General features: G+C 35.5%; 26 protein-coding genes and 1 pseudogene. 20 read left to right on the forward strand and 7 right to left on the reverse strand.

Features of this window, described 5'->3' with window-relative positions:
- Nucleotides 1-21 precede the first annotated feature (21 nt).
- Both DMO16_RS18335 and DMO16_RS18340 read right to left on the reverse strand, forming a co-directional pair.
- Entirely contained in the window at nucleotides 22-516 is a 495-nt protein-coding gene (locus DMO16_RS18335; protein ID WP_129479174.1) for a DinB family protein, read from the reverse strand.
- Nucleotides 513-982 (reverse strand): annotated as a pseudogene (locus tag DMO16_RS18340) (VOC family protein). The gene DMO16_RS18335 and the pseudogene DMO16_RS18340 overlap by 4 nt, the downstream one beginning before the upstream one ends.
- 148 nt (nucleotides 983-1,130) lie before the next feature.
- Here DMO16_RS18340 and DMO16_RS18345 point away from each other — a divergent pair.
- On the forward strand, nucleotides 1,131-1,496 hold the full coding sequence (locus DMO16_RS18345; RefSeq protein WP_129479176.1) for a hypothetical protein: 366 nt from the start codon (nucleotides 1,131-1,133) through the stop codon (nucleotides 1,494-1,496).
- Nucleotides 1,497-1,586: 90 nt separating this feature from the next.
- On the opposite strand, the gene gloA2 is transcribed toward DMO16_RS18345, so the two are convergent.
- The 5 genes from gloA2 to DMO16_RS18365 form a co-directional block, all read right to left on the reverse strand.
- Nucleotides 1,587-1,967, reverse strand: a complete 381-nt coding sequence (gene gloA2 / locus DMO16_RS18350; protein WP_129479178.1) for an SMU1112c/YaeR family gloxylase I-like metalloprotein — start codon at nucleotides 1,965-1,967, stop codon at nucleotides 1,587-1,589.
- 38 nt (nucleotides 1,968-2,005) lie between these two features.
- Nucleotides 2,006-2,416: a ThuA domain-containing protein gene (locus tag DMO16_RS18355; protein WP_164988955.1), complete on the reverse strand. Its 411-nt coding sequence runs from the start codon at nucleotides 2,414-2,416 to the stop codon at nucleotides 2,006-2,008.
- Nucleotides 2,335-2,658, reverse strand: a complete 324-nt coding sequence (locus tag DMO16_RS24390; protein ID WP_164988956.1) for a hypothetical protein — start codon at nucleotides 2,656-2,658, stop codon at nucleotides 2,335-2,337. The genes DMO16_RS18355 and DMO16_RS24390 overlap by 82 nt, the downstream gene beginning before the upstream one ends.
- 291 nt (nucleotides 2,659-2,949) lie before the next feature.
- Nucleotides 2,950-4,782: a family 43 glycosylhydrolase gene (locus DMO16_RS18360; protein WP_129479182.1), complete on the reverse strand. Its 1,833-nt coding sequence runs from the start codon at nucleotides 4,780-4,782 to the stop codon at nucleotides 2,950-2,952.
- Nucleotides 4,783-5,239: 457 nt separating this feature from the next.
- Complete coding sequence (locus DMO16_RS18365; protein ID WP_061973993.1) at nucleotides 5,240-5,542, reverse strand: DUF3846 domain-containing protein; 303 nt, start codon at nucleotides 5,540-5,542, stop codon at nucleotides 5,240-5,242.
- A gap of 383 nt (nucleotides 5,543-5,925) precedes the next feature.
- On the opposite strand from DMO16_RS18365, the gene DMO16_RS18370 reads away from it, so the two are divergent.
- From DMO16_RS18370 to rfbB, 19 genes are all read left to right on the forward strand, one after another.
- Nucleotides 5,926-6,672: a YveK family protein gene (locus DMO16_RS18370; RefSeq protein WP_129479184.1), complete on the forward strand. Its 747-nt coding sequence runs from the start codon at nucleotides 5,926-5,928 to the stop codon at nucleotides 6,670-6,672.
- A complete protein-coding gene (locus tag DMO16_RS18375; RefSeq protein WP_129479187.1) occupies nucleotides 6,662-7,363 on the forward strand; it encodes a CpsD/CapB family tyrosine-protein kinase in 702 nt (233 codons plus the stop codon). Before DMO16_RS18370 ends, DMO16_RS18375 begins: the two co-directional genes overlap by 11 nt.
- Before the next feature lie 162 nt (nucleotides 7,364-7,525).
- On the forward strand, nucleotides 7,526-8,293 hold the full coding sequence (locus tag DMO16_RS18380; RefSeq protein WP_129479189.1) for a tyrosine-protein phosphatase: 768 nt from the start codon (nucleotides 7,526-7,528) through the stop codon (nucleotides 8,291-8,293).
- 35 nt (nucleotides 8,294-8,328) lie between these two features.
- A complete protein-coding gene (gene galU, locus DMO16_RS18385) occupies nucleotides 8,329-9,219 on the forward strand; it encodes a UTP--glucose-1-phosphate uridylyltransferase GalU (RefSeq protein WP_129479191.1) in 891 nt (296 codons plus the stop codon).
- A 232-nt stretch (nucleotides 9,220-9,451) separates the two neighbouring features.
- On the forward strand, nucleotides 9,452-10,789 hold the full coding sequence (locus DMO16_RS18390; RefSeq protein WP_129479193.1) for a UDP-glucose dehydrogenase family protein: 1,338 nt from the start codon (nucleotides 9,452-9,454) through the stop codon (nucleotides 10,787-10,789).
- Between the two features lie 20 nt (nucleotides 10,790-10,809).
- Nucleotides 10,810-11,496 carry a sugar transferase gene (locus DMO16_RS18395; RefSeq protein ID WP_129479195.1) on the forward strand — a complete coding sequence of 229 codons (687 nt, stop codon included), beginning with the start codon at nucleotides 10,810-10,812 and terminating at the stop codon, nucleotides 11,494-11,496.
- A gap of 317 nt (nucleotides 11,497-11,813) precedes the next feature.
- Nucleotides 11,814-12,998, forward strand: coding sequence for a glycosyltransferase family 4 protein (locus DMO16_RS18400; RefSeq protein WP_206738124.1), 1,185 nt, complete (start codon nucleotides 11,814-11,816; stop codon nucleotides 12,996-12,998).
- A 211-nt stretch (nucleotides 12,999-13,209) separates the two neighbouring features.
- Entirely contained in the window at nucleotides 13,210-14,199 is a 990-nt protein-coding gene (locus DMO16_RS18405) for an O-antigen ligase family protein (RefSeq protein WP_241840598.1), read from the forward strand.
- Between the two features lie 21 nt (nucleotides 14,200-14,220).
- Nucleotides 14,221-15,675, forward strand: a complete 1,455-nt coding sequence (locus DMO16_RS18410; RefSeq protein ID WP_129479201.1) for a lipopolysaccharide biosynthesis protein — start codon at nucleotides 14,221-14,223, stop codon at nucleotides 15,673-15,675.
- Nucleotides 15,672-16,199, forward strand: coding sequence for an acyltransferase (locus tag DMO16_RS18415; RefSeq protein WP_206738125.1), 528 nt, complete (start codon nucleotides 15,672-15,674; stop codon nucleotides 16,197-16,199). The genes DMO16_RS18410 and DMO16_RS18415 overlap by 4 nt, the downstream gene beginning before the upstream one ends.
- A gap of 78 nt (nucleotides 16,200-16,277) precedes the next feature.
- Nucleotides 16,278-17,177 carry a glycosyltransferase family 2 protein gene (locus DMO16_RS18420; protein WP_129479203.1) on the forward strand — a complete coding sequence of 300 codons (900 nt, stop codon included), beginning with the start codon at nucleotides 16,278-16,280 and terminating at the stop codon, nucleotides 17,175-17,177.
- A gap of 412 nt (nucleotides 17,178-17,589) precedes the next feature.
- Nucleotides 17,590-18,522 carry a glycosyltransferase family 2 protein gene (locus DMO16_RS18425; protein WP_129479205.1) on the forward strand — a complete coding sequence of 311 codons (933 nt, stop codon included), beginning with the start codon at nucleotides 17,590-17,592 and terminating at the stop codon, nucleotides 18,520-18,522.
- A gap of 20 nt (nucleotides 18,523-18,542) precedes the next feature.
- Nucleotides 18,543-19,259, forward strand: coding sequence for an acyltransferase (locus DMO16_RS18430; protein WP_129479207.1), 717 nt, complete (start codon nucleotides 18,543-18,545; stop codon nucleotides 19,257-19,259).
- Complete coding sequence (locus DMO16_RS18435; RefSeq protein WP_129479209.1) at nucleotides 19,256-20,653, forward strand: glycosyltransferase; 1,398 nt, start codon at nucleotides 19,256-19,258, stop codon at nucleotides 20,651-20,653. Before DMO16_RS18430 ends, DMO16_RS18435 begins: the two co-directional genes overlap by 4 nt.
- Entirely contained in the window at nucleotides 20,654-21,826 is a 1,173-nt protein-coding gene (cps2T, locus tag DMO16_RS18440) for a beta 1-4 rhamnosyltransferase Cps2T (RefSeq protein ID WP_129479211.1), read from the forward strand.
- The gene (rfbA, locus tag DMO16_RS18445; RefSeq protein WP_129479213.1) at nucleotides 21,823-22,701 is read left to right on the forward strand and encodes a glucose-1-phosphate thymidylyltransferase RfbA; all 879 of its coding nucleotides are present in this window, start codon (nucleotides 21,823-21,825) and stop codon (nucleotides 22,699-22,701) included. Before cps2T ends, rfbA begins: the two co-directional genes overlap by 4 nt.
- Nucleotides 22,702-22,719: 18 nt before the next feature.
- Nucleotides 22,720-23,286 carry a dTDP-4-dehydrorhamnose 3,5-epimerase gene (gene rfbC, locus DMO16_RS18450; RefSeq protein ID WP_129479215.1) on the forward strand — a complete coding sequence of 189 codons (567 nt, stop codon included), beginning with the start codon at nucleotides 22,720-22,722 and terminating at the stop codon, nucleotides 23,284-23,286.
- A complete protein-coding gene (gene rfbD / locus DMO16_RS18455) occupies nucleotides 23,283-24,137 on the forward strand; it encodes a dTDP-4-dehydrorhamnose reductase (protein ID WP_129479217.1) in 855 nt (284 codons plus the stop codon). Before rfbC ends, rfbD begins: the two co-directional genes overlap by 4 nt.
- Nucleotides 24,137-25,165: a dTDP-glucose 4,6-dehydratase gene (gene rfbB, locus DMO16_RS18460; RefSeq protein WP_129479219.1), complete on the forward strand. Its 1,029-nt coding sequence runs from the start codon at nucleotides 24,137-24,139 to the stop codon at nucleotides 25,163-25,165. The genes rfbD and rfbB overlap by 1 nt, the downstream gene beginning before the upstream one ends.
- The last annotated feature ends 126 nt before the right edge of the window (nucleotides 25,166-25,291 follow it).

A 25,291-nucleotide genomic window follows, 5' to 3' on the forward strand; every position in this document is an offset into this window, starting at 1 on the left:
CCTCTTATTTTACGATACGTTCTAATGATTGGTGCCTTGATTTACCTTTGTGCTGTTCAGTTTCTTCAGCACCTTGATCCGGTCGAGATGCATGCCCTCATGATACAAATTACAGCTCAAAAACTCTTCGACCGTGGACATATAAAGTCCCTGGGAAGTGGTATAGTCTTCCGCTGTCTTTTCCTTCAAACGGCCGCTGAATGTGGCTTCGATCCGGTCGATCTGATTTTCAAGCAGATCCGTGATTTCAGATAGACTGACTGTCACCCTTTGTCCGTTTTCCGGCTTTGTACCGGGGTTGAAAAGGGACGGAAACGCCTCGGGCATCACCCAGTCTTCTTTGGCAAAATAAAAGGCATTTCTCTCCAAGATGTTATAAATGTGCCCCAGGTTCCACTTAATGTTGTTATTAAAACCGTCTGGGATAATCTCCGACTGTTCCTCGCTCAAACCCTCGACCAGTTTCAGCGTGTTACCTCTGACAAACCGCAGCTGTGTAAACAGATACTCGCTCATTTGTCATTCTCCAATAGTTCAAAAATAATCTTCAAATCCTTGAAGGTATCCATGTACGCGTACCGGCCGCCGGTATATTCTCCCTTTTGAAGGAGGGACATGTTTTTCCCTTCCATCAGCATCACTTTCTCCTTCATACCCTCGACCACAAACGCGGATGCGGGCCCTCTCCATGCTCATCAAGGTACTCCCGCCAGGTGCTCGGTTTTTCGTCCGGCTGGATCAGTTCCAGCTGTAAGGAACCCATGTCAAAAAAGGCCAGCATGGCGCGTGCCTCGGAAGGCTTGCCTCTGTATTCGGTATGGGCGATGTCTGCACTATCCGTCCAGTTGCCCGGCGGCTTTTCCACGCCAAAAAAGTCGGCGTACGCCTGTGCCGTCTTTTCAATGTCATGAACGAGAATCCCGATTTGCGTAATCACGTTCGTCCCCAAAATGTTTGCTGGTGATTGAGTTTGATTTTGCATGCGAACCTCTCCCTTATGAAAGTTATGTACACCTGTATATTCCATGGAAAGCCGGCAAATCCCCCTTCTATCCATCAAAAATATGTGATTGTAAGATACCCTTAACTATGTAAAAATGGTTACCTGAAAAGAAAGGGGTATGTGAAAAATGAAGACAGTCAGCAAAGAAATCCAAACTTTGTCTATAAAATCTCTGCAGTCCACTCTTCGAAAGCTTGAAAATGCCTATAAAAGTATGACCGAGAACAATTCAAATACAACCCTTGTGGAAAAGAGGCGTGATGCCGTAAAAGTTGGATTTGACTGTCTGGAGAATGCTTGGCATGGAACGAAATTTTTATACGATGAAGGAACTATTTTATCTGCAAAACAAATTCTTCAAGATCTGCTTCCTTCTATTCAAAAACAGTATGAGAAAGCGAAAGAGGGCAGTGCCCAAAAGACGATCATTGAAAGACGGATTAGGGCGATTGATCTCGCCATTGAGGCCTTAGAGGATTACATCCAAAAGTAACTCTATTTTCGGTTCGACATGATTTAGTCACATATCACCTCATTTTCATAAACCAAGCATAAAAAAAGCGTGCAAGATTTTCCTGCACGCTTACCTTTCATACAGCTCCAGCGGCAAACTATCCGGATCACTGAAAAACGTAAATCTTTTCCCAGTCCATTCATCCACCCGGACAGTCTCAACTGTCACTCCATGTTTCTCCAAATGTAAGACCGTTTCTTCAATATTCTCCACCTCAAACGCCAGATGCCGCAGTCCCCGAGCTTCCGGATAGCTTGGACGCTCCGGGGGATTGGGGAAAGAAAACAGTTCAATTTGGGCATTCCCAATCTCCAGGTCAAGCTTATAGGAATTCCGTTCTTCCCGGTAGACTTCATTGATCACACGCAGTCCTAATATATTCACATAAAAGTATCTAGAAGTTTTATAGTCAGAACAAATGATAGCCGCGTGATGAATTTTTGTAAGCATATAAGTGTCTCCTTTATGTAAACGGCTCGTTTTTATCTCTACTTTTGTTTAACCCCACTCGGCTGCAGGATGATCCATTGAACACACTCTCCAAGAATCTGCAAAAAGTCCGTATCCTGTAGTCCTTCCTGGTTATGAGCAAGGGTCAGGCAGCATACACGCCCTTGGCCATACGAATGGTACCAGCCGGCAATCGAGTTTCCATCCGCTGATTCCGACTCCAAAAACACCGAGGTCTGATCCGTTTCACAATGAACGAAGTATTGCTCATCCTTCAGCGCAAAATTAGCTGCCGAAAAAGGACCGTTCGCCGTCTTTTTGTAGGAGACCACCTGATGTTCCTTTGGATGGTAGTCAAAGGAACCCCTCAACATACCAATATACGCGCCTTCACAATTATAAGACGCCAAACCCGCATGCCAGACGAGCCATACGCCGCCGTTCTCCACATAATCCGCAATCGCTTCTTCCGTTTCATCCTCATCCAGTGATGAACATTCTCATCCTGGGGATTCACCCGGTTTTCCTTGAATAAAATAACCGCATCTGGCTGCTCGGCGAGCCGATCCTTGATTTCCTCAGCCTGCACCTCAATGATTTCAATCTCTTTCCAGGATATCGCCTGGTTCAACAACGTTTTTGCCCACTCGCCTTTGTGGTAGTAGTCACCAAAAATGGCGAATATTTTCATCCCCACACCTCCACTATTGATAAATTATAAGGTTTTACTATTTTTCTATTTAATATAAGTAATACCAGACCTAAACAGAGATCTTAAACCATGTTTTGGACATTCTTGTGAGAGTGCTAGCACTGTAAATGTTCTCCCACCTGAGCTATTTACACCTCTTTTAATCGTAACGCTTTCCCCGTATGCCCCAAGCATCTTTTTTGCAACTCTACAGGCCTCATTCTTTGTTTTTACTTCCTCCTTAATACATGTACAAGTGCACATTTTATTCACCTCCATTAGAGAATAGATTTAAAGGCTTCCTTGCTCTAACGTAAAATAATCCAGTTCCACCGCACCTCTGCTCTTGCTTAACGAAAGAACATTCTTTCCTTTTTTCAATTTTACCTTTACCTTTTTCTCCTTCCACTGATCACTTCCTTCACCCTTGTAAAGAACCAGCGATCTTTTGCCATTAACATGAAGCGCCTGCACCCCATTGTCGCCTTGAGGCTGTTTATACCGAATGTTCATTTCATACGTTCCTGCCTTCTCCACAGAAATTGGGATTCGTACCGAACTGTTATGAGCGGACATCAGACTGACCTTTTGATGATTGGCCGCATCATACTCATTCACAACCTTGGCGTTCTTCAAGTATCCAAGCTCTGCTTCATACTGAAAAACCTTCGTCTTCTTCGGGACAAGATCAATCCGGTCAATTTCGGCAAAAAGCGTTCCTTTGGATAACCTGATTTTATTCTCACCAGCATTCAGATGAACTTCTTGTTCGGCATCTCGCCATGTATCCCAGCCATAGCTTGGATAATCCACTTCACCTAAAGATTCTCCATTCAATGCCAACTGATGAGTAGAGGTTTCACCCATGCCATTGGAATAGCGAACCTTCAAAGTATAATCTCCAGGAGGTGCATCCACATTATATTCCACATAGCTGTCCTTGTAATCAATCATGCCAACCTTGCTGCCACCGGAAGCACTCGTATTATTTACAATAGTAGCATGGTTTACTACTCCGTTTTCCGCTTCATAGGAATAAACCTTTCCAGGAAGAGCGGGAACGAGCTTACCACCGTCTTCACCTGATGGGGCACGCAACAGAGTATCAGCAGGCACAGGGGTTCCGAAGTTCGGTGTGCCGTCTGAATTCCATGTGAACTTCTGCATCCTGACATTTCGGTTCCAGCCGGCTCCCCTGAACTTAGCGGCATGATAGACGATCCAGTCTTCCTTGCCGTCCGGTGATTTGACAAAACTGTTATGGCCGGGACCATAGACATTGTCGGCAGGACTGCTTTTAAACACCGGCTCAGGATTCTTCACCCAATCTCCAGCTTTCAGAGGATCCTTCCCAGTCAACTTCAGCATTCCCAAACAGTAGTCATCCGTCCAGCTGCCACTCGCCGAATAAACAATAAACACATCACCCTGTTTGTTCTTCAAAATTTCCGGCCCTTCATTAATCAAAGGGGTACCGTTCTTTTCCCATGGAAGCTCTGGACGTGACAACTCAACTCGCTCACCGGAAATCGTCCAAGGGTTCTTCATCGGGGCAATATAAATCTGCTGGCTGACGTTTTCATCTCCTTCCCAGCCCGACCAGACAAAATACCGTTTGTTTTTGTATTCCAATACGGTGCCGTCAATGGCCCACTTGTCCGTTGGATCAGAAATTTTCCCGAGTTTCGTTCCTTTAGGATAGGAGTACTTCCCGAGCGGATCAGAGCTTTCGGATTCCAGCACATACATCCGCTGCTTGCCCATATCTCCGTTACTTGCGGCAAAATAGATATACCACTTGCCATCGAGAAAATGCAGCTCGGGTGCCCAAATGTTTCCGCTGTTTTCAGCACCAGGCTCAGGTGTCCAGACGACCTTTTTCTCGGCATAATCCAAACCAGTCAATGTTTTCGATTTCCGGATGGTCAGGTTGTTGCCGGTCGTCTGCATGTAATAGTAGTAGCCGTCTGTATGCTTCACCACCCATGGATCGGCACCATCACCAACAACAGGGTTCTTAAACAGCTTCATTTCTGAATGAGCACTGGCGGACGAAGGAGAAGGGAAAAGTAAAGCTACAATTAAAAGCCCCAAAGTAAACGCATACATTTTTCTGATCTTCAATCCACAGCATCCTTTCATAAAGGAAATTTTGACTCCTTAAACAGTTTCACAGAAAAGACAGGATTCCTTCCTTTCCACGGTGATTTCAAGAAAGTAATCATGTTTCGATAAAACTCGGGAAAATTCCGCAAAAATCTACACGGTTATTCCGGCATTTAATTACCTATTTTCCCAATACAGAAATAGACAAATCTAGGTTATCATACCTATAGACCCATTAAATAGAGCGGGGGATAACGTACATGACCGACGACTTGAGTTTCTTCAGGGGTTGTATGTGGGGGTTGGGGATGTCATTTCCGATCTGGCTAGTGATCTTTTTGACTGTTCATTACATCACGATTTAAAAAACAACTAAACAACGACAAAAAACGTCCGATATAGTGGACGTACCATGAGTTTATAGAAGCAAACAAAGCAAAAGAGAGTGCGGCCAGGCACTCCCTTTTAAATCACTTTACTTCCACTTCTTCAATTTAAGCTTAAGAACATGGGATACTTCTTCTGCTTCCGCTTCGCTTAAACTCTCAAACTGCCCTTGGTACTTGACGATAAAAAAAGTACTTGAGGGCTTCTTTTTGTTGTACGTCAGGTCGTAGCCTTCGTCAATGTTGCACACTAACCGATACTGCTGATGGAAATTGAGAATATCCACTGGTCCGCCAACCAGCTGTTCGAATTCCCTAGTTGAGTTCGGAATGTCGGTAATATACGGGCGTTTTTTTTCCGGCATTACCATCACGACGTGAAGTTCTGACATAATCATCCTCCAGGTGTCCATTGTTAAGTTCTTTATAAAGAACTACCTTAGTTTATTAAACCATATATCCTACACAAAATAAATGGTTTAATACAAAATATACCACATTATGAGTAATAGGTCCTATAAAAAGAACAATATTTTTAAGTTGTAACTATTAATTTTAAGTGTATAGTTCCTATTTCATAAAAACATTATAATACGCAGTGAGGAGGATAACCAGTAGAAAATAGAGTGGAAGATATTTCATAAAATTATTCAGGGAAAACAAAATATGAAAATTTTTTACAAAAAATATAAAATCATGTCTTTAAATACCAAATTCCTATGCTATAATACAGCGTATGTGAAAATTTTACTTATACATATTTTCGGAGGGTGTTATGGAAGAAACAATAAGTTTGAAAGATATTTACCAAACGATAAGAAAGCGAATTGTCATGATTACCTTGATTGCTGTAATTGCAGTAGCCATTGCCGGCGTTGTTTCTTATTTTGTATTAACCCCAGTTTACCAGTCATCTACGCAAATTCTCGTTAATCAGAAAAAGGCGAAGGATGTACCAGAATATAATCAAGTCCAAACCAATTTGCAGATGGTAAACACCTACAGCGTGATTATTAAAAGCCCAGCCATTCTTAGTAAAGTCATAGATAACCTCAACCTTAATACAACAGTTGAAGCACTCAACGGAAAACTCACCATCAGCAGTGAACAAGATACCCAAGTATTAAATGTAGCCGTTCAGGACGAAGATCCAGCGATGGCTGTCAAAATTGCCAACAATATAGCCTCAACCTTTAAAGAAGAAGTGCCGAACATCATGAAAATCGACAACGTAAGTGTACTTTCCAAAGCAGAATTAAAAGATGACCCTTCGCCCGTCAAACCAAATCCGAAAATGAACATGGCTATTGCCCTTGTTGTCGGACTGATGGCAGGAGTAGGTCTCGCATTTTTACTGGAATACATGGACAACACATTAAAAACAGAACAAGATATTGAGAACATACTCGGGTTGCCTGTACTAGGAACCATCCCCAAGATTTCAGTAAACGATGAAAAGCATCTCGGTACTCGCAGAAACAGCAGTATAAGTACGGTAGGAGGAAGAACCATTGAGCCGTAAATTACGAAAAACGATTAATGATCTGACACAACGTAGTTTAATTACACACAATAATCCGAAGTCACCGATCTCTGAGCAATACCGTACCATCCGGACAAACATACAGTTTTCGTCCATCGACACACAATATCAAACGATTATGGTCACTTCATCGACTCCAGGAGAAGGAAAATCAACAACCGTGGCCAACCTCGCCGTTGTACTCGCTCAGCAGGGGAAAAGCGTTCTCTTAATTGACGGTGATCTGCGAAAACCTACTGTGCACTATACATTCAAGGTCAGTAACATCCAGGGAATCACAAACGTTCTTACCCGCCAAATTACCTTGGAAGATGCAGCTGTACAAACAAGCGTTGAAGATCTGTCTGTATTACCAAGCGGACCGGTTCCGCCGAATCCTTCTGAACTATTAAACTCAAAGTCGATGGAAATGCTGGTCGAAGAGGCGAAGAGCAAATACGATTATGTATTGTTTGACACGCCGCCGGTATTGGCTGTAACAGATGCCCAAGTGTTAGCAAACCGTTGTGACGGAGTGGTACTCGTGACAAGCAGTAGAAAAACAGAGAAAGAAGCGGCCATCAAAGCGAAGGAATTGCTCGATAACGCGAATGCAAAGATTTTGGGCGTCGTTTTGAACCAAAAAGAAATGAATGAAAACAGCTATTATTACTATTATGGGGCAAATTAACAAAAAATTTACACATTCGACAAAATACGCCCCTTTTCAAATTTGGTAATTATGCTACGATAGGAAACAGATGAGAAAACATGGTAAAAAGAACCATTGACAGGTTTAGGTCTCGTTACATTGGTTCTTGGCACCTTTTTTTGTGAAAGGGGAGTGGGTCTTTTGATTGATGTCCATAGTCACATTTTACCGAACGTAGATGACGGTGCACAGGATCTGGCGTCCAGCCTCGTCATGGCCCGGCAGGCGGTCGATAACGGCATAACCACTGTATTTGCCACACCACACCATCGGAATGGCCACTATGAAAACACCAAAGACGACATCCTGATGAAAACGGATGAATTAAATCTCGCTTTATCACAACATCAAATCCCTCTAACCATACTTCCCGGGCAAGAAGTTCGCATTTATTCGGAGTTTCTGGATGATCTGGCAGCAGGTGAGCTGCTTACCTTAAACAACCAGAATAAATACATACTGATCGAACTTCCATCAAACCGCGTTCCCAGTTACACCAGCCAAATCATTTATGAATGCACGTTGCAGGGCATCACACCGATTATTGTACACCCAGAACGAAACAGCGAAATTATGGAAAATCCAGATCTTCTATACGAACTTGTAAAAGAAGGTGCACTTACCCAGGTAACAGCTTCTAGCATTATCGGAGCTTTCGGCAAGAAAATCAGTGCGTTTTCTATCAAACTAATAGACCATCATTTGACACACATTATAGCTTCCGACGCTCATAATATTTCGTCACGAGGCTTTTCTTTATGGGAAGCGTATAGCGAAATAGGTAAAAGGTCCGGTGAAACCATGTCTTATTACCTAAGAGAGAACGCACAGCAGTTATTTAACAATGAAAGTATTTATGCAGAGGAACCAACCAAAATTAAAAAGAGAAAGCTATTGGGTCTTTTTTAAAGAACAAAACTTTTAAGTTGAAAAGGATGATAGGGATGAAAAAGGTTAGAAAGGCGATTATACCGGCAGCGGGATTAGGGACACGATTCTTGCCGGCAACAAAGGCCATGCCAAAGGAAATGCTGCCGATTGTAGACAAGCCAACGATTCAATACATCGTGGAAGAAGCGATTGAATCCGGAATCGAAGACATCATTATCGTAACCGGTAAAGGAAAGCGTGCGATTGAAGACCACTTCGACCATGCGTTTGAACTCGAACAGAATCTTTTTGAAAAAGGCAAAATCGATTTACTTCAAAAAGTACAGCAGTCCTCCAAAATGGCAGACATCCATTACATCCGCCAAAAAGAGCCAAAAGGTCTTGGGCATGCCGTATGGTGCGCACGCAAGTTCATTGGGGATGAACCGTTCGCTGTATTGCTTGGTGACGACATCGTCCAGGCGGAGAAGCCTTGCCTGAAGCAGCTCATTGAACAATACGAAAACACAGGGTCATCTGTGATCGGCGTACAAACGGTACCTGAAGATCAAACAAGCCGCTATGGCATTGTGGACCCAACTTCTCACAACGGTAGACTGTATGGTGTTCAAAACTTCGTAGAAAAGCCAGCACAAGGTGAAGCACCATCCAACCTGGCAATCATGGGCCGTTATGTCCTTTCTCCAGAAATTTTCCACTATCTCGACAAGCAGGAAAAGGGATCTGGCGGAGAAGTTCAACTGACGGATGCAATTCAGAAGCTCAATACTTTCCAAAGAGTATTTGCTTATGACTTTGAAGGTACTCGTTATGATGTTGGGGAAAAGTTCGGGTTCATTTCAACGACATTGGAGTTTGCATTAAAAGATAGTGATTTGCGTCCTAGTCTTCTGCAAGAGTTAGAACGATTAACTGCTATTTATAAAGCAAAAGCAACGAAATAAAGAAACAAAAGGTGATGCCTCCTTACCTGTATCAAAGGAGGCACTCGGTCACATTGTGGGTATTTCAGTTTACCTTAGACGCAAGTCGTCAAAGGTGTGGTGTGAGGTGGGGTTAAATGCCCCTCTTTATTTTTAACTTAATGTTGACACAATTGATACCTAATGAAAGAGCATTTTGTGTTTTTTCATTAGCTATTAAATATGCAGTGAAGAAAAGGGAGAAGGAATTATAGTGAAAATTGCTGTAGTGGGTACAGGTTACGTCGGACTTGTAACAGGAACTTGTCTATCTGAGATTGGGCATAACGTGATATGCATTGATATTGATAATGAGAAAATAAACAAAATGAAAAAAGGAATTTCTCCTATTTTCGAACCAGGTCTAGATGAACTCATGGTAAAAAATATCAAAGCTGGCCGTTTGGATTTTACAACGGAATATGTCGTTCCTTTTCAAACAGCCGATTTGATCTATATAGCAGTAGGCACGCCTGAGAATGAAGATGGATCAGCAAATTTATCGTTTGTTAATCAAGTAGCTGTTAATATTTCTCAAAATGCCATAAAAGACTTTGTTGTTGTTACTAAAAGCACTGTCCCTGTGGGGACAAATGATTGGATTAAGGAAACAATTCAAAAGAATTTGAAGTTAAATGTAAATGTAGAGGTTGTGTCAAATCCGGAATTTTTGAGAGAAGGTTCGGCTATTTATGATTCTTTTCACGGAGATAGAATAGTGGTTGGAGCAGAAAACCCTCACATAGCAAATTTATTAGAAGAGGTTAACAAACCTTTTGGCATTCCAGTATTTAAAACAGATGTACGTAGTGCGGAGATGATTAAGTACGCCGCTAATGCATTCTTAGCAACTAAAATTAGTTTTATTAATGAAATATCCAACATATGTGAGAGGGTAGGAGCGAATGTGGAGGATGTTGCAATTGGTATGGGTAAAGATAATCGAATTGGTTCACAATTTTTAAATGCAGGTATTGGGTACGGAGGTTCTTGTTTTCCAAAGGATACAAAAGCTCTTGTGCAAATAGCTGGAAACGTTGAATACGAATTTGAATTGTTAAAAGGTGTAATAGAAGTTAATAGAAAACAACAAAGTATCTTGTTAAATAAATTGCATAAAAGGTTTGAAAATTTAAGGGGAAAAACCATAGCAGTGTTAGGTCTTGCCTTCAAACCAAATACTGATGATATGCGCGAAGCACCATCCATTCCAATAACAAAACACCTTATAAGCCAGGGAGCTAATGTTATTGCCTATGATCCTATTGCTGTAGAAAATGCTAAAAGAATATTGGATAAAAATATCACTTATAAAACAGAAATGATAGATGCTATTGAGGGAGCAGATGCAATATTAATTCTTACAGAGTGGGCAGAAATTAAAAAGTTAAACAATATTAATCTGCTTACTTCTAACGTAAAGCAACCCGTTATCTTTGATGGGCGTAATTGCTTAGACATAGAGAAAATAAAGAGCTCACAAATAGAGTATTATTCAATGGGAAGACCTCCTATAAATGAAAAAATGGTTGTAGAGATTGTAACAAATTAATTTGATAAGGAGGTTCTTAAATGCCGGTTGTAGCAGAAAATAAATTGAATGTAAACACGCACTCTGTACAAAAAACTGTTGTTGTTTCAGCTAATAAAAAAACCCATTACCTCATTTTCAAAAGAAGTTTGGATATTGTTGGTGCTCTTACTGGTATATTGTTGTTGTTTCCATTATTCTTTATCATTGCATTATTAATTAAAAAAGAAGACCCGAAAGGCACTATTTTCTTTAAGCAAATACGTGTAGGCAAAGACGGAAATGAATTCTATATGTATAAATTCCGTTCCATGGTAAGTGATGCGGAAGATAAGTTAGCAGAACTTCTTCAGTTTAATGAAATTGAAGGAGCTATGTTTAAGATTAAAAAAGATCCGCGAATCACAAAGGTTGGAAAGTTTATAAGAAAGACAAGCATTGATGAGTTACCACAATTGTGGAATGTATTAATGGGTGATATGAGTCTTGTCGGCCCAAGGCCACCGCTTCCTCGTGAAGTTGCGGAATATAACACTTTTCATAAACAAAGGCTGATTGTAACACCAGGTTGTACAGGTCTTTGGCAAGTAAGCGGACGTAATAATATGAGCTTTGAAGAAATGGTGGACTTGGACCTTCAATATATCTCTGAGCGGAGTATATATTTTGATATAACTATAATTGTGAAAACAGTTAAAGTACTTTTCGTGACTGATAATGCATACTAAATTAAAGGCTAATCGACGAACAAATTAAATGGGTATTACGCATGGACGTTTAAATTTAAAATACCAAACATGCAGCTATGAATGGTTAGAGATATCTATTAGTTAACAATTGGGCTTTTAATAAATTTTCCTTTACATGAATGAAAATCGACTAGGTAAATAGTATGTTTCTATTTGTATAACACTTACAAATCCTCAGAAATGATGTGATTTTAAGTGTTTTCCTTTTGGTCCCTTTTAAAGGTATAAATGATCTCAATGGTGGTATTGGAGTGTAGACAATGGAGAACCTTAAAAAAATATGCTTTCTTGTTGAAATGAACGAAGACCAAAAGACTGGATTGTTTAATTCCACATATCAAAGAATTAATGGTTTATTACCATATCTTGAAGATTATAATATCTATTCAATTAAAAGTTATGATGGTAGAATATATTCTCTCTTAAAAAAGTTGGTAAAAAAAAATGTAGTAAATAAAGAAAAAGATTTCTTTTATTACAAAAATCTAAAGATAAAAAGCTTGTATGTGAAGAATACAATTTGTTCTCAAATATTAAAAAAATTGGGATTATATCATCCGTTCATAATAGCACTGAAAATAAAAAAAGAAATTTCTAACTATGAAATGATATGTGCACACTGGGGTTTTCCACAAGGTAGACTTGCATATATTTTATCGAAATTGTTAAATTTACCTTTTACTGTAACTTATCACGGGAGCGATATACATACATTGCCTTTAAAATATAAGTTCTTTTTTAACAATATCGTTAAGACTCTAACTAATTCTAATTTAAATATTTTTGTAAGTAACGATTTAATGGACTACAGTATTAATTATTTAGGAAATACAAAAATAAACAGTGTTGTTATAAAAAATACAGTTGAAATAGAAAAGTATAATCCAGTTTCACGAGAAGAAATTCAAAAGCTAAAAAAGATATATAATTTTAAGGATAAAGTGGTTGGTTATGTAGGCAATTTAACTTATGTAAAAGGTGTAGATAGGCTTCCGAAAATATTCAGTTATGTTAAATCACATAATAAAGAAAATGTTGACTTTATAGTAATAGGTGATGGAGAACTTTCAAGTGATTTAAAGGAACAATTTCGCAAGAAAAATTTAAATGCTTTATTTCCAGGGAAGGTTGAACCTGAAAAAATAAATGAGTTTATGAATATTATAGATGTCCTTATATTACCTAGCAGACAAGAATCATTTGGATTAGTAATTTTAGAGGCAAATTTGTGTGGAACACTTGCTATAGGAAGTAACACGGGGGGGATTCCGGAGGCTTTAGAGAATTCTGATTTATTAATCGATGATAATTTTGAATTTGAATATAAGATGAGTGAAAAAATCATAGAGTTTTTAAGAAAAGGATATGAGAAGGATTTCTTAAGAGAGAGAGTAATTAAAAATTTTAATCCTCAAGTCGGTTATGCAACAGAATACAAGTTACTAAATAATATTTACAAAAATAAAAAAATTAGTAGGTAAATATATGGAGAAGTTTTTTGTTTTTTTGGTATTTTTGTTTTCTTATTTCTTTATAGTGAGTTATAAATATGAAAACATTGTGATCTATGGGTCAACAATTAGTTGTCTTGTATTATTAATGTATTATTTATTGAAAATAGTAAGAACACAAACTTTAAAGATAAAGATCACTAAAACTGAGTTAACTCTTATAATATTTCTATTTATCTATATGTTATATACACTACTTTTAGGATTAGCCATTGGTCTGGATAATAAGTCTATACTGAAAGTTTTAAGTAATAATATATTTATTACCACCTTTATACTAATATTAATACAGTTTAAGGAATATAAAGAGTTTTCAACTAGGTTAAGCCGTTGGATATCATATGGTTTTATCTTTACAGGATTAATAAGTATTTTAATGTATAGTTTCCATGTCTATGGAATAATCTTATCATTTAATTCTCCGTTCATAAAAGTATTAGATGAACACGCAATGATGGAATATTTTAAAGAAATAAGATTTCAGTCGTTTTTTTCACAAAAAGCTAAATTCGCTAGCTTCTGTTTAATAGGTATGTTTTTGCTAAGTATTAATAGTAAATTAAACGCAAAAATTAAATTTATAGGGATAGTAATACTATTTTTAAATATAATTCTAACCAATTCTGTTACAGCGATGATTGCTTCTATAGCTTTGTTATGGTTAAGTATAAACTTTAAAAAGGTAAGTGTGTATCTAAGATATCCATTATATTTGGTATTTATATTAATATTCGCTCCTTATGTAAGATATGTCTTTAATTATATGAACAGTGTACGAGACCTTGATTCATTAGGATCACGTGGGGAAATATGGAGTTACGCAATAGAGTTTTATAGGGTTCATCCATTTGGTGTTATTGATAATTGGTATTTTTATTCAATAGGCAATCAATTTAAAGGTGCCCATAATATTTTTTTAAATGAAATTCTTGACTATGGGATTATCGGGGGATTAATATTCTTTATTGTTTATATTATCTATTTTTACTCTCTATTTAAAATTGATAAAAGAACCTTAAGACTCTTTATTCCGATAACCATTGTATTTAGTATTGACAATATTTTATATAACGAAATTGTTCCGATTTTTTGGTTTAGTTATTTGTTGATAAAAGCGTTTCTGAAGGGAAATGATTCAACAGTGAAAAGTAATTTCAGTCGTTCAATTTAGTGTGTAGGAGGAGAAGCTAATGTGGGCAAGTCAAGTAATAAATCGCTAGTTAATAAATTTTTTGAATATGCTTTAGGAAGCGGAGTAGTACTTTTATTGGGGTTTATTTCTTCACCAATAAATACTAGGCTTTTTACACCTGAAGCCTTCGGTCAATTTTCAATGTTCGGATTATATACTAATATTTTAAGCTTTATAATTTTGATAGGACTTGATCAATCCTTTATACGCTATTTTTATCATGAAGAAGAAAACCAAAGAGGTCTATTATATCAAACTATTAAATATCCTATATTAGCATGTTTGATTATATCTTTTCTTACTATTATTTTTTGGGGATGGGTCTCAAAGACTTTATTTAGTTCAAGTAATATTGAACCAGTTATAGTTTTTCTAGTAACAAACTTTGTTTTAGTCTTCAATAGATTCTCTTTTTTAGTAATTAGAATGCTTCAAAAAGGAAGATTATACTCATACTTGCAAATAGTCCAGAAGGCAACCAATATATTTATAACCCTTATTTTAGTAAAGGTAATAAATGATGGATTCCTTACTCTTATTCTGTCGATGACTATTTCGTTGTTTATAGCAACCTTTATTTCTATAATTTTAAGTAAAGATATGTGGAAGTTAAGAGGAACTAACAAAAAAATTAAAACTAAAAACTCTGAATTAATTAAGTTCGGTCTTCCCTTAGTATTCACTTTTTTGGTTACATGGTTATTTCAAGCAGCTGATAGAATTTTTATTAAATATTACAACGATTATTATGAACTTGGCTTGTATTCAGCCGCTTTTTCTATAGTCGCACTCTTAAATGCTGTCCAAACCGCTTTCTCAACTTTCTGGATTCCTGTCGCATATGAACATTATGAAAAGGATCCTGAAGATAAAACTTTTTTTCGAAAAATAAATTCGATTGTAACCTTTGCAATGTTTGGCATAGGTATATTTCTAATTTTATTTAAAGATATAATTATTTTTTTATTAGGTAAAGAATTCCGGGGTGCGTCAAATATAATGCCATTTTTAGTATTAATGCCCATTATGTACACAATATCCGAAACCACAGTATTGGGAATTAATTTCAAAAAGAAAAGTAAATACCATTTTATTATTGCAATTATTTCAGCAGTCGCAAACATAATAGGGAATATTCTTCTTGTTCCTAAGTATGGAGCTGTTGGCGCAGCAATATCAACTGGCCTCTCTTACAATTTATTTTTCACATTAAGGACATTAGTTTCACAAAAACTTTTTAAAGTTGAATATCAATTAAAGAAATTTTATTTTATGTGTTTTTGTATGACTTTATTTGCTTTATATGCGACATTCTATTCTTTTGATTATTATTATTTGGTTATAGGGCTTACTAATTTAATCTTATTAGTTCTATTATATAAAGAAATAATAATCGAAATAAAACATTACTTTTTAAATAAAAAGCAAGTTTATAGTAAGGAGAGGGCTAATTGAAAATAAAAAAAATTGTTAAAAAACTCCTTGGTCGAAAAGAATATCTTGAGAAATTAAAAGAGAGAGGATTAAAGTACGGAAAAAACTTCAACTTATATCATACTGAAATTGATTTTTCTTTCTGTTACTTGGTCGAAATTGGTGATGATGTTACTATAACACATAGCACAATTTTAGCTCATGATGCATCTACAAAAATGATGTTAGGTAAAAGCCGAATTGGGAAGATAAAAATAGGAAACAGAGTGTTTATTGGCTGGGGAAGTATAGTCTTACCAAATGTTACTATTGGTGATGATGTGATTGTTGCTGCAGGCAGTGTTGTTTCTAAAGATATTCCAAGTAATAGTGTTGTAGCAGGAGTTCCTGCAAAAATAATTGGATTTACTAGTGACTATATTGAAAAAAATAAAAAACAAATGGAAGTCTCTCCTGTATTCCATACTAATTGGAGATTTAAAACGAAGGAAGAAATCAGTAAAACAATACAGATGCTGGATAAAACTATAGGATATGATGATTAAGTTTAATTTAACTATATTTGATTTTTGTGGATAACTTTCCATTAGAATATCAAAAAAATATAAATAGAGGTTCTATGTATGGATAAAAGTAAAGAGTTGATATCAGTAGTAGTACCAACATATAATAGAGAAAAATTAATACGAAGGACAATTAAGAGTGTTTTAAATCAGACTTATTCAAACTTTGAATTGTTAATAATAGATGATGCATCCACTGATAATACTGAGGCTGTAGTTAAAACATTCAATGATTCACGTATTAAGTACTTTAAGCTAGAAAAAAATAGTAAGGGAACAAAACCAAGAAATATAGGGATAAAAGAAGCCTCAGGAGAATTTATAGCTTTATTAGACTCTGACGATGAATGGGTTAATGATAAATTAGAAAAACAGTTAAAATATGTTAGAGAGACCGGTTATAAAGATATTGTCTGTTTTACTGGAGTCATTCTGAAAGATGATAAGAAAGAAGTTTTATCAAGTAATGAAAGTTTTGATGATAAAAATGATATAATGGAATATATTTTGCTTCATGATAATGTTGTGCAAACAAGCACATATATGCTTTCTAGCGACCTCGCAAAGAAAACAATGTTTGGTGAAAATGTAAAGAAACATCAAGATTGGGATTTTTGCCTGAGGTTGAAAAAAAACGGTGCGAATTTTATTTATTTACCTGAGCATCTCTCTATTTACTATTCAGACAACAGAGAAGGACGAATTGCAAATGATCTAAAATACGAGCTTTCTAATGAATGGGCAAAATCTATAAAGGATGTAGTTTCTGAAAAAGTTTATAACGCTTTTTTAGCTAAAATAGTCGCTAATCAACTGATTTTAAGTGGGAAAAGAATAATGCCTTTAAAAATACTTTCAAAAGCTTATAATACACGGAGTATAAATTCTCGAACTTTTGTAAAAGGGGTTATGAGATGTTTAAGACCAGTATACTTTAATTCTATTAAATTAAAAAAGTGAATTTATGCGCTAATTTTTAGTTGGCTATAGCAAACATATTATTTCAATTAATATAAACTTATATCCAACTATAATTTATTATAAACAATCCACTTAATAGTTGTACTTTAGCTGTATCCCGTAGGGATACAGCTTTTTCGTTTCCAATTATTTTATTTATTAACTTTGTATAAAATTAAAATCCCACTTTATAGTTCTATTGAATATTAGGAAAGTATGTATTCAATTTAAAAGATATTGGGATCAAGTCTTATTAATTGATACTAGTAAAAAGTATATACTTATTTTGCTTGAATAGGTAATCTCAAAGATAAGATATGCTTATTCCAAAACCTGGAATAGCCTGCTCGTCTCCCACAATGTGTAGTTAATTGTTATCTCTATGGACTAGAGTTTATTAAAATTTAAAGGAATGAGCATAAAGATGATAAAAGTTTCCGTAATTATCTGTACTTATAATAGGAGTGCTTTTTTAGAAAAATGTATTAAAAGTATCTTATCTAATAAGTTTAGTGAAAAAAGTTATGAAATTCTTATAATAGATAATAATTCTGTAGACCAAACTAAAGAAATTGTTCACCAGTTTATTAAAGGAAAAAGTAATATTAAATATATTAAAGAAGAGCAAGTGGGATTATCTTTTGCACGAAATAGGGGAATCACAGAAGCAAAAGGCAATATTGTTGCTTTTATAGATGACGATGTTGAGGTGAATTCAAATTACATTAATTCTATTGTACAATTTTCCGAAAAATATCCTGATGAAGTTTGTATTAGTGGAAAAGTAATACCTGTATGGAACTTTCAAAAGCCAAGTTGGTTCTCAACTGAGTTTGCTTCTATTGTAGGGGAGACAACCTATGGTGCGAATGTTAGAATCCTAAATTATAGAGAGTATCCAATAGGTTGTAATATGATATTTAAAAAAGATATATTTAACGAAATAGGATTATTTAATACTGAACTAGGTATAAAAGGTGATCAATTGTATCTGGGAGAAGAAGTGGAAATTTGTGATCGCATCTTAAAGTTGGGAAAAAAAATATACTATTTACCTGATGCTTTTGTATATCATAGTGTCCATGAAAATAAAGTAAATACAGAATATATATCTAAGAGACTGTCCCTAGAAGGAGATTCAATTGCCCAATGGCATTATGAAACTAAAACTAAATTAGGAATGCTGATACACTATATTATTAGATTAGGTGTATTATATTTAAGGGATTATCCGGCTTATTGTATAAATAAAGTATTAAAAAGAAATTCATTTAATAAATTGTGTAAAATCAAAAGAACAAAAACTTACTTAAAAAAGTCCTATAAATTGATGTTGAAAGTATAAAAAATGAAAAGGTGGTACAAATGATTGCACTACTAAATTATATTGTTAGCAAATTAAAAAAAAGAGAATTTAAACTAGATAATAGAATAAAATTTTACAATTTGTTAGGAATACTATATTTAAGATTTATATCATTGTTAAGAGGTTCTCTTAAAAGCTTAGGGTTTAAAAAGAGAGGTAAAATCTTATTTTTTGGTAAAGGCGTAAAAATAAAACACAAAAATTTTATTGAATTAGGAAATGGAGTTACAATAGAGGATTATGTTTTATTAGATGGTTTATCTAGAGAAGGGCTCATTTTGGGGGATAACGTTAAAGTTGGTTCTTATTCGATAATAGCTTGTTCGGGAAATCTTACAAACTTAGGAAAGGGAATCAGAATAAAATCAAATAGTGGTATCGGAGATTTTTGTTTCTTTGGTGCAGCAGGAGGTATATCCATAGGTAGTAATGTAATAATGGGTCAAAATGTAAGATTTCATTCGGAAAATCATAATTTTGATAGGATAGATATCCCAATAAAAGAACAAGGTGTAACTAATAAAGGTATATTTGTTGGAGATGATTGTTGGATTGGGTCAGGAGTAGTGTTTTTAGATGGAGTTCAGGTAGGGGAAGGTTGTGTAATTGGAGCAAATTCACTAGTGAATAAAGATATTCCACCATATAGCGTAGCAGTGGGGAACCCGGTAAAAGTCATTAAAAATAGAAAGAAATTTAAGGAGGCAGGACGGTGAATATATTGCATGTGTCGCTAGGTCTACCTCCTTATCGTACAGGTGGGCTAACAAAGTATTCTTTAGACTTAATGCTCGAACAAAAAGCTCAACAACATTCTGTTTCATTACTTTTCCCTGGTCATTACACAATTTCTAATAAATGTAATATTGTGAAGAGAAGGGACTTTAATGGAATACAAGTTTACGAATTAAATAACCCATTGCCAGTACCTTTAACCAGTGGTGTTCAGAATCCATCATACTTCTATCAAAAAAGTGAGGTAGCAATTTTTAAAAAATATCTAAAAGACTTGTCCCCAGATATCATTCATTTCCACACGTTAATGGGTATATATAAAGAGTTTATACAGGCGGCTAAAGATATAGGAATAAGAACAGTATTTACTACACATGATTATTTTGGAATATGTCCTAAAGTTAACTTAATTGATACTAGTGGAGCAGTATGTGATGACTATTTACAAGGAGAAAAATGTATTGGATGTAATATAAATGGATTCAGCCTCCCTATGATACATTTATTACAGTCACACACTTACAAAAAGTTTAAGGAAAGTAATACAGTGAAAAAAATAAGAAAGTATAAAAAAGGAAATATCAAAACCAGTGAGCTCGAAGTAATTGTGAAAAAACCAAAAATCATGACAAGTAAATTAGCTAATGAATATGTTGTGTTGCGAAGTTATTACATCGAAATGTTAAACTTAATTGATTTATTCCACTTTAATAGTTCAGTAGCAAAAAAACAATATGAAAGATATTTAAATGTGAATGGGCGTTTTATCCCCATTACTCATTCTGATATTATAGATAAACGTAAAAATAATGATCATGCCCTAAATTTTGAACCAACTAACCCCTTGAAAATTACCTATCTTGGTCCGATAAATAAATATAAGGGTTTTTATTTATTAAAGGATAGCTTAAACGACTTAATGGAAAAAGGACAAAAGAATTGGCATTTAAATGTATATGGTGATTTTCTTAATGATCCAGTTGCATATAATCCTAAACATTATACATTTAATGGTAGGTATCAATATAGTGATTTGCAAAAAATTTTTTCTGCTACTGACCTTCTAGTTATTCCTAGTATTTGGAAGGAGACATTCGGTTTTATTGGCTTAGAGGCATTATCGCACGGTGTTCCTACGCTAGTATCCGAGTATGTAGGTTTTAAAGATATAATAGAAGATAAAAAAACAGGAATTGTTTTTAGAATAGATAAAAACATATTAGCTAACAAAATTAGTGTCTTAATTAATAATAGAAATTTTCTGCAAAATATTAAGACTAATATAATGAATATGCATTTTCCTTATACAATGAAGGAGCATACAAAAGAAATAATAAACTTGTACAATCAAGTGGAGGTAGGAGTAGGGTCATAAATGAAACATGTATTTATAATAGGATCTAAAGGAATTCCAGCAGTATATGGTGGTTTTGAAACGTTTGTTGATTATTTAACAAGTAGAAAAAAAAGCAAAGATATATCTTATCATGTTTCTTGTTTAGCTAATGATAATGAAGTATTCGAATACAATAGTGCCCGTTGTTTTAATGTAAGGGTTTTAAATGTTGGTAGCGCCAAAGCTGTATTATACGACCTATTTAGCTTGCGCGAATGTATAGCATACATTAAAAAAAATAATTTAAAGGATTGCATTATATATATTTTAGCTTGTCGTATTGGTCCTTTCTTTTCCTTTTATTATAAAAAATTAAAAAAAATGAATGTAAAGGTATATGTAAATCCAGACGGTCATGAATGGAAAAGAAGTAAATGGAATATAGCTATAAGACAATACTGGAAGCAATCTGAAAAACTAATGGTAAAGCATGCCGACTTGTTAGTATGTGATTCTAAGGGAATTGAAACCTATATAAAAAAAACATACAGGTCCTATGAGCCAAAGACAACTTTTATTGCATATGGTGCAGATGTTACAAATTCTACTCTTACACATGATGATGTGCAGCTTACAGAATGGTATCAAAGACATAATGTGAAAGCTAATAATTATTTTTTAGTAGTGGGTAGATTTGTTCCAGAAAACAACTATGAACTTATGGTTCGAGAGTTTATGAAATCAGACTCAAAAAGAGATTTTGTTATTATATCTAATGTTGAACAAAATGAGTTTTACCAGGAACTATTGGAGAAAACGCAATTTGATAAAGATCCAAGAGTCAAATTCGTAGGAACAGTTTATAACCAAGAATTATTAAAGAAAATAAGAGAGCAAGCATACGGATATTTTCATGGGCATGAAGTAGGTGGTACAAATCCGTCTCTTTTAGAGGCATTAGCATCGACTAAATTAAATCTATTGTTAAATGTAGTATTTAATAAAGAGGTTGGCAAAGATGGGGCGGTTTACTTTTCAAAACAAGTTGGTTCCCTAGCCAATTTAGTAAACAAAGTCGAATTATATTCTTCTGAAGAACTTGAGCAGCTTAGTAAGAAGGCTAGAAATAGGATTTTGAATGACTATTCCTGGGAAAAAATTGTAACAGAGTATGAAACATTGTTCTTAGATAAAGGAGTTGATCATAAATGAAAGGAATTATTTTAGCAGGAGGTAGTGGAACACGTCTTTATCCACTAACAATGGTAACTAGCAAACAGTTACTACCAATATACGATAAACCAATGATTTATTATCCACTTTCAACATTGATGCTTGCCGGAATTCACGATATATTAATTATTTCAACACCAGAAGACACCCCCCGATTTGAATCATTATTAGGCGATGGTTCTCAGTTCGGTATAAATCTTGAATACAAAGTTCAACCAAGCCCGGATGGATTAGCCCAGGCTTTTTTAATTGGAGAAAATTTTATTGGTGATGATTCGGTTGCCATGGTACTAGGTGATAACATTTATTATGGTAACGGAATGAGGAGTATTCTTCGAAGAGCAGCTCAGAAGGAACAAGGAGCTACCGTTTTTGGATACCATGTGCAAGATCCAGAGCGCTTCGGTGTGGTTGAGTTTGATGATAATGGAAAAGTGTTAAGTGTTGAAGAAAAACCTGCAGTGCCAAAATCTAATTATGCTGTCACTGGTTTATACTTTTATGATAACCGTATTGTAGATATTGCTAAACATGTTAAACCCTCGGCACGTGGCGAGTTAGAGATTACCGCAGTGAATGAAGCTTATCTTCAAATGGGAGAGCTTGAAGTAGAACTTTTGGGACGCGGGTTTACTTGGTTGGATACGGGAACACACAAAAGTTTAGTAGCAGCAACAAACTTTGTTAAAACAATTGAGGAACACCAAGGGATTAAAATTGCTACTCCTGAAGAAATCGCTTATATCAATGGTTGGATTGGAAAAGAAGAGTTAATTGAAGCTGGAGAAAAATTTTCGAAAACAGGTTATGGACAATATCTATTAAAAGTAGCCAGCGGCAATATAAAGTATTAAATAAGAGGTGTTAAATATATGAATGTACTTGAAACTTCCTTGTCAGGTGTAAAAGTAATTGAACCAAAGGTATTCGGTGATCATCGTGGTTGGTTCATGGAAACATATAGTACGGAAGTCTTTAAAGAAGCTGGAATTGATATTAAATTTGTTCAGGGTAATCATTCGTTTTCAACTGCTAAAGGAACATTAAGAGGTTTGCATTATCAATTAAATCCGAAAGCTCAAACAAAACTCGTTCGATGCACTAAAGGAGCTATTTTTGATGTCGCAGTGGATATTCGCAAGGGCAGTCCATCCTACGGTAAATGGTTCGGTATCGAGTTAAGTGCGGAAAACAAGAAACAATTACTAATTCCTAAAGGGTTTGCCCATGGCTTTATGACATTGACTTCCAATGTGGAAGTTCAGTATAAAGTGGATGAATTGTATGCTCCTGATTGTGATAGAGGCATCATCTGGAATGACCCGGCAATTGGCATTGAATGGCCGATTGATATTACACCAGTATTATCTGAGAAAGACCAAAAAGCACCTATCCTGGAGAAAGCTTACAATAATTTTGTCGTTGGAGATAACCTATGAAAATTCTAGTAACAGGTTATACAGGCCAACTTGGTTATGATGTTGTATGTGAAGGAACAAACCATGGTCTTGAGATGATTGGTGTAGGATCAAATGATTTGGACATATCTGATGAACAATCAGTTTACCAGTATGTTAAGGAAATCAATCCAGATGCTATCATACATTGTGCTGCCTATACTGCCGTGGATAAAGCAGAAGATGATAAGGAAAACTGCTGGAACGTAAATGTTAATGGGACGAAGTACTTAACGAACGCTGCAAAAGATTTTAATGCGAAATTTATGTACATAAGTACAGATTATGTGTTTGATGGATTAGGTGAAATTCCCTTTGTTGAAACCGATGCTCCAAACCCAGTCGGATATTACGGACAGACCAAGCTTGAAGGTGAAAAGGCAGTACAGTCTCTTTTATCTGAATGGTTCATTGTCCGCATATCCTGGGTATTTGGTTTAAATGGAAATAACTTTGTGAAAACCATGCTGCGTCTAGCTGAAACTCGTGATGAATTAAATGTGGTAGGAGATCAAGTGGGTTCTCCTACAAATACGTATGATTTATCACGCTTATTGTTAAAGATGGTTCAGACTAATAAGTATGGGATATATCATGCAACAAATGAAGGATTTTGTAGTTGGGCAGAATTTGCCGAGGAAATTTTTAATGTAACCGAGAAAAAAGTAAAAGTGAATTCCATTACAATGGAAGAGTATCCTACGAGGGCAGTACGTCCTAAAAACTCTCGTATGTCTAAGCAAAAACTAATTGATAACGGCTTTAACCCTTTACCGGGTTGGCAGGACTCTTTAAAATCTTACTTAATCGCATTAAAACATGAGGTGAAATAATGGATAGGAAGAAAATTCTTGTTACAGGTGGGGCAGGGTTCATTGGTGGGAACTTTGTTCAATATATGGTGAACAAATATCCCCAGTATGACATTTATAATCTAGACTTATTAACGTACGCGGGTGATTTAACCAAACACCGTGAAATTGAAAAGAAAGATAATTATAAATTTATCCAAATGGATATTGCTGACCGGGAAGGAATTATGGAACTCTTTGAAAAAGAATACTTTGATTATGTGGCCCACTTTGCTGCAGAAAGTCATGTGGATCGTTCCATAACTGAGCCGGAAATTTTTGTACAAACGAATGTGTTAGGAACTCAAGTATTACTAGACGCGGCTAAACACATTGGTGTGACAAAATTTGTTCACGTTTCTACCGATGAAGTATATGGTGAATTGGATTTTGACACAACGACGTTCTTTACAGAAGAAACCCCATTAAATCCAAATAGTCCGTATAGTGCAAGTAAGGCCTCATCTGATTTCATGGTAAGAGCCTATCATGAAACGTTTGGACTTCCTATTAATATTACTCGTTGTTCAAATAACTATGGTCCATTCCACTTCCCTGAAAAGCTTATACCTTTAACCATTTCAAGAGTACTCAATGATGAAAAAGTACCTGTATATGGTGACGGTAAAAATATCCGTGATTGGTTGCATGTTTTAGATCACTGTGCTGCCATTGACCTTGTTCTGCATGAGGGAGTAAATGGAGAGGTCTACAATGTCGGTGGACATAATGAAAAAACAAATTTAGAAGTCGTTAAAACTATTATAAAAACTCTTGGTAAATCTGAGGAGTTAATTGAATTTGTAACCGATCGTTTAGGCCATGATAAGCGTTACGCAATTGATCCTACTAAATTGGAGAAGTTAGGTTGGAAACCAACTTATACATTTGATTCAGGAATTGCTCAAACGATTGACTGGTATTTAGATAAAAAATGGTGGTGGGAGCAAATCATTAGTGGGGAATACCAAAATTACTTTGAAAACCAATATTCTTTAAATAAAGAGTGATTCATATGTGTGCCTCGGCCTGCATTGGAATGGATGCGGGTTGAGGTTTTTTTTCTGTGGTTTTTAGTATATGGAGAACTAGTTAGGACATTTTTAAATTGAAATTTACATATATGCTAATGATAA

Source organism: Fictibacillus sp. S7, assembly GCF_004127935.1.
Taxonomy (GTDB): Bacteria; Bacillota; Bacilli; order Bacillales; family Fictibacillaceae; genus Fictibacillus_C; species Fictibacillus_C enclensis.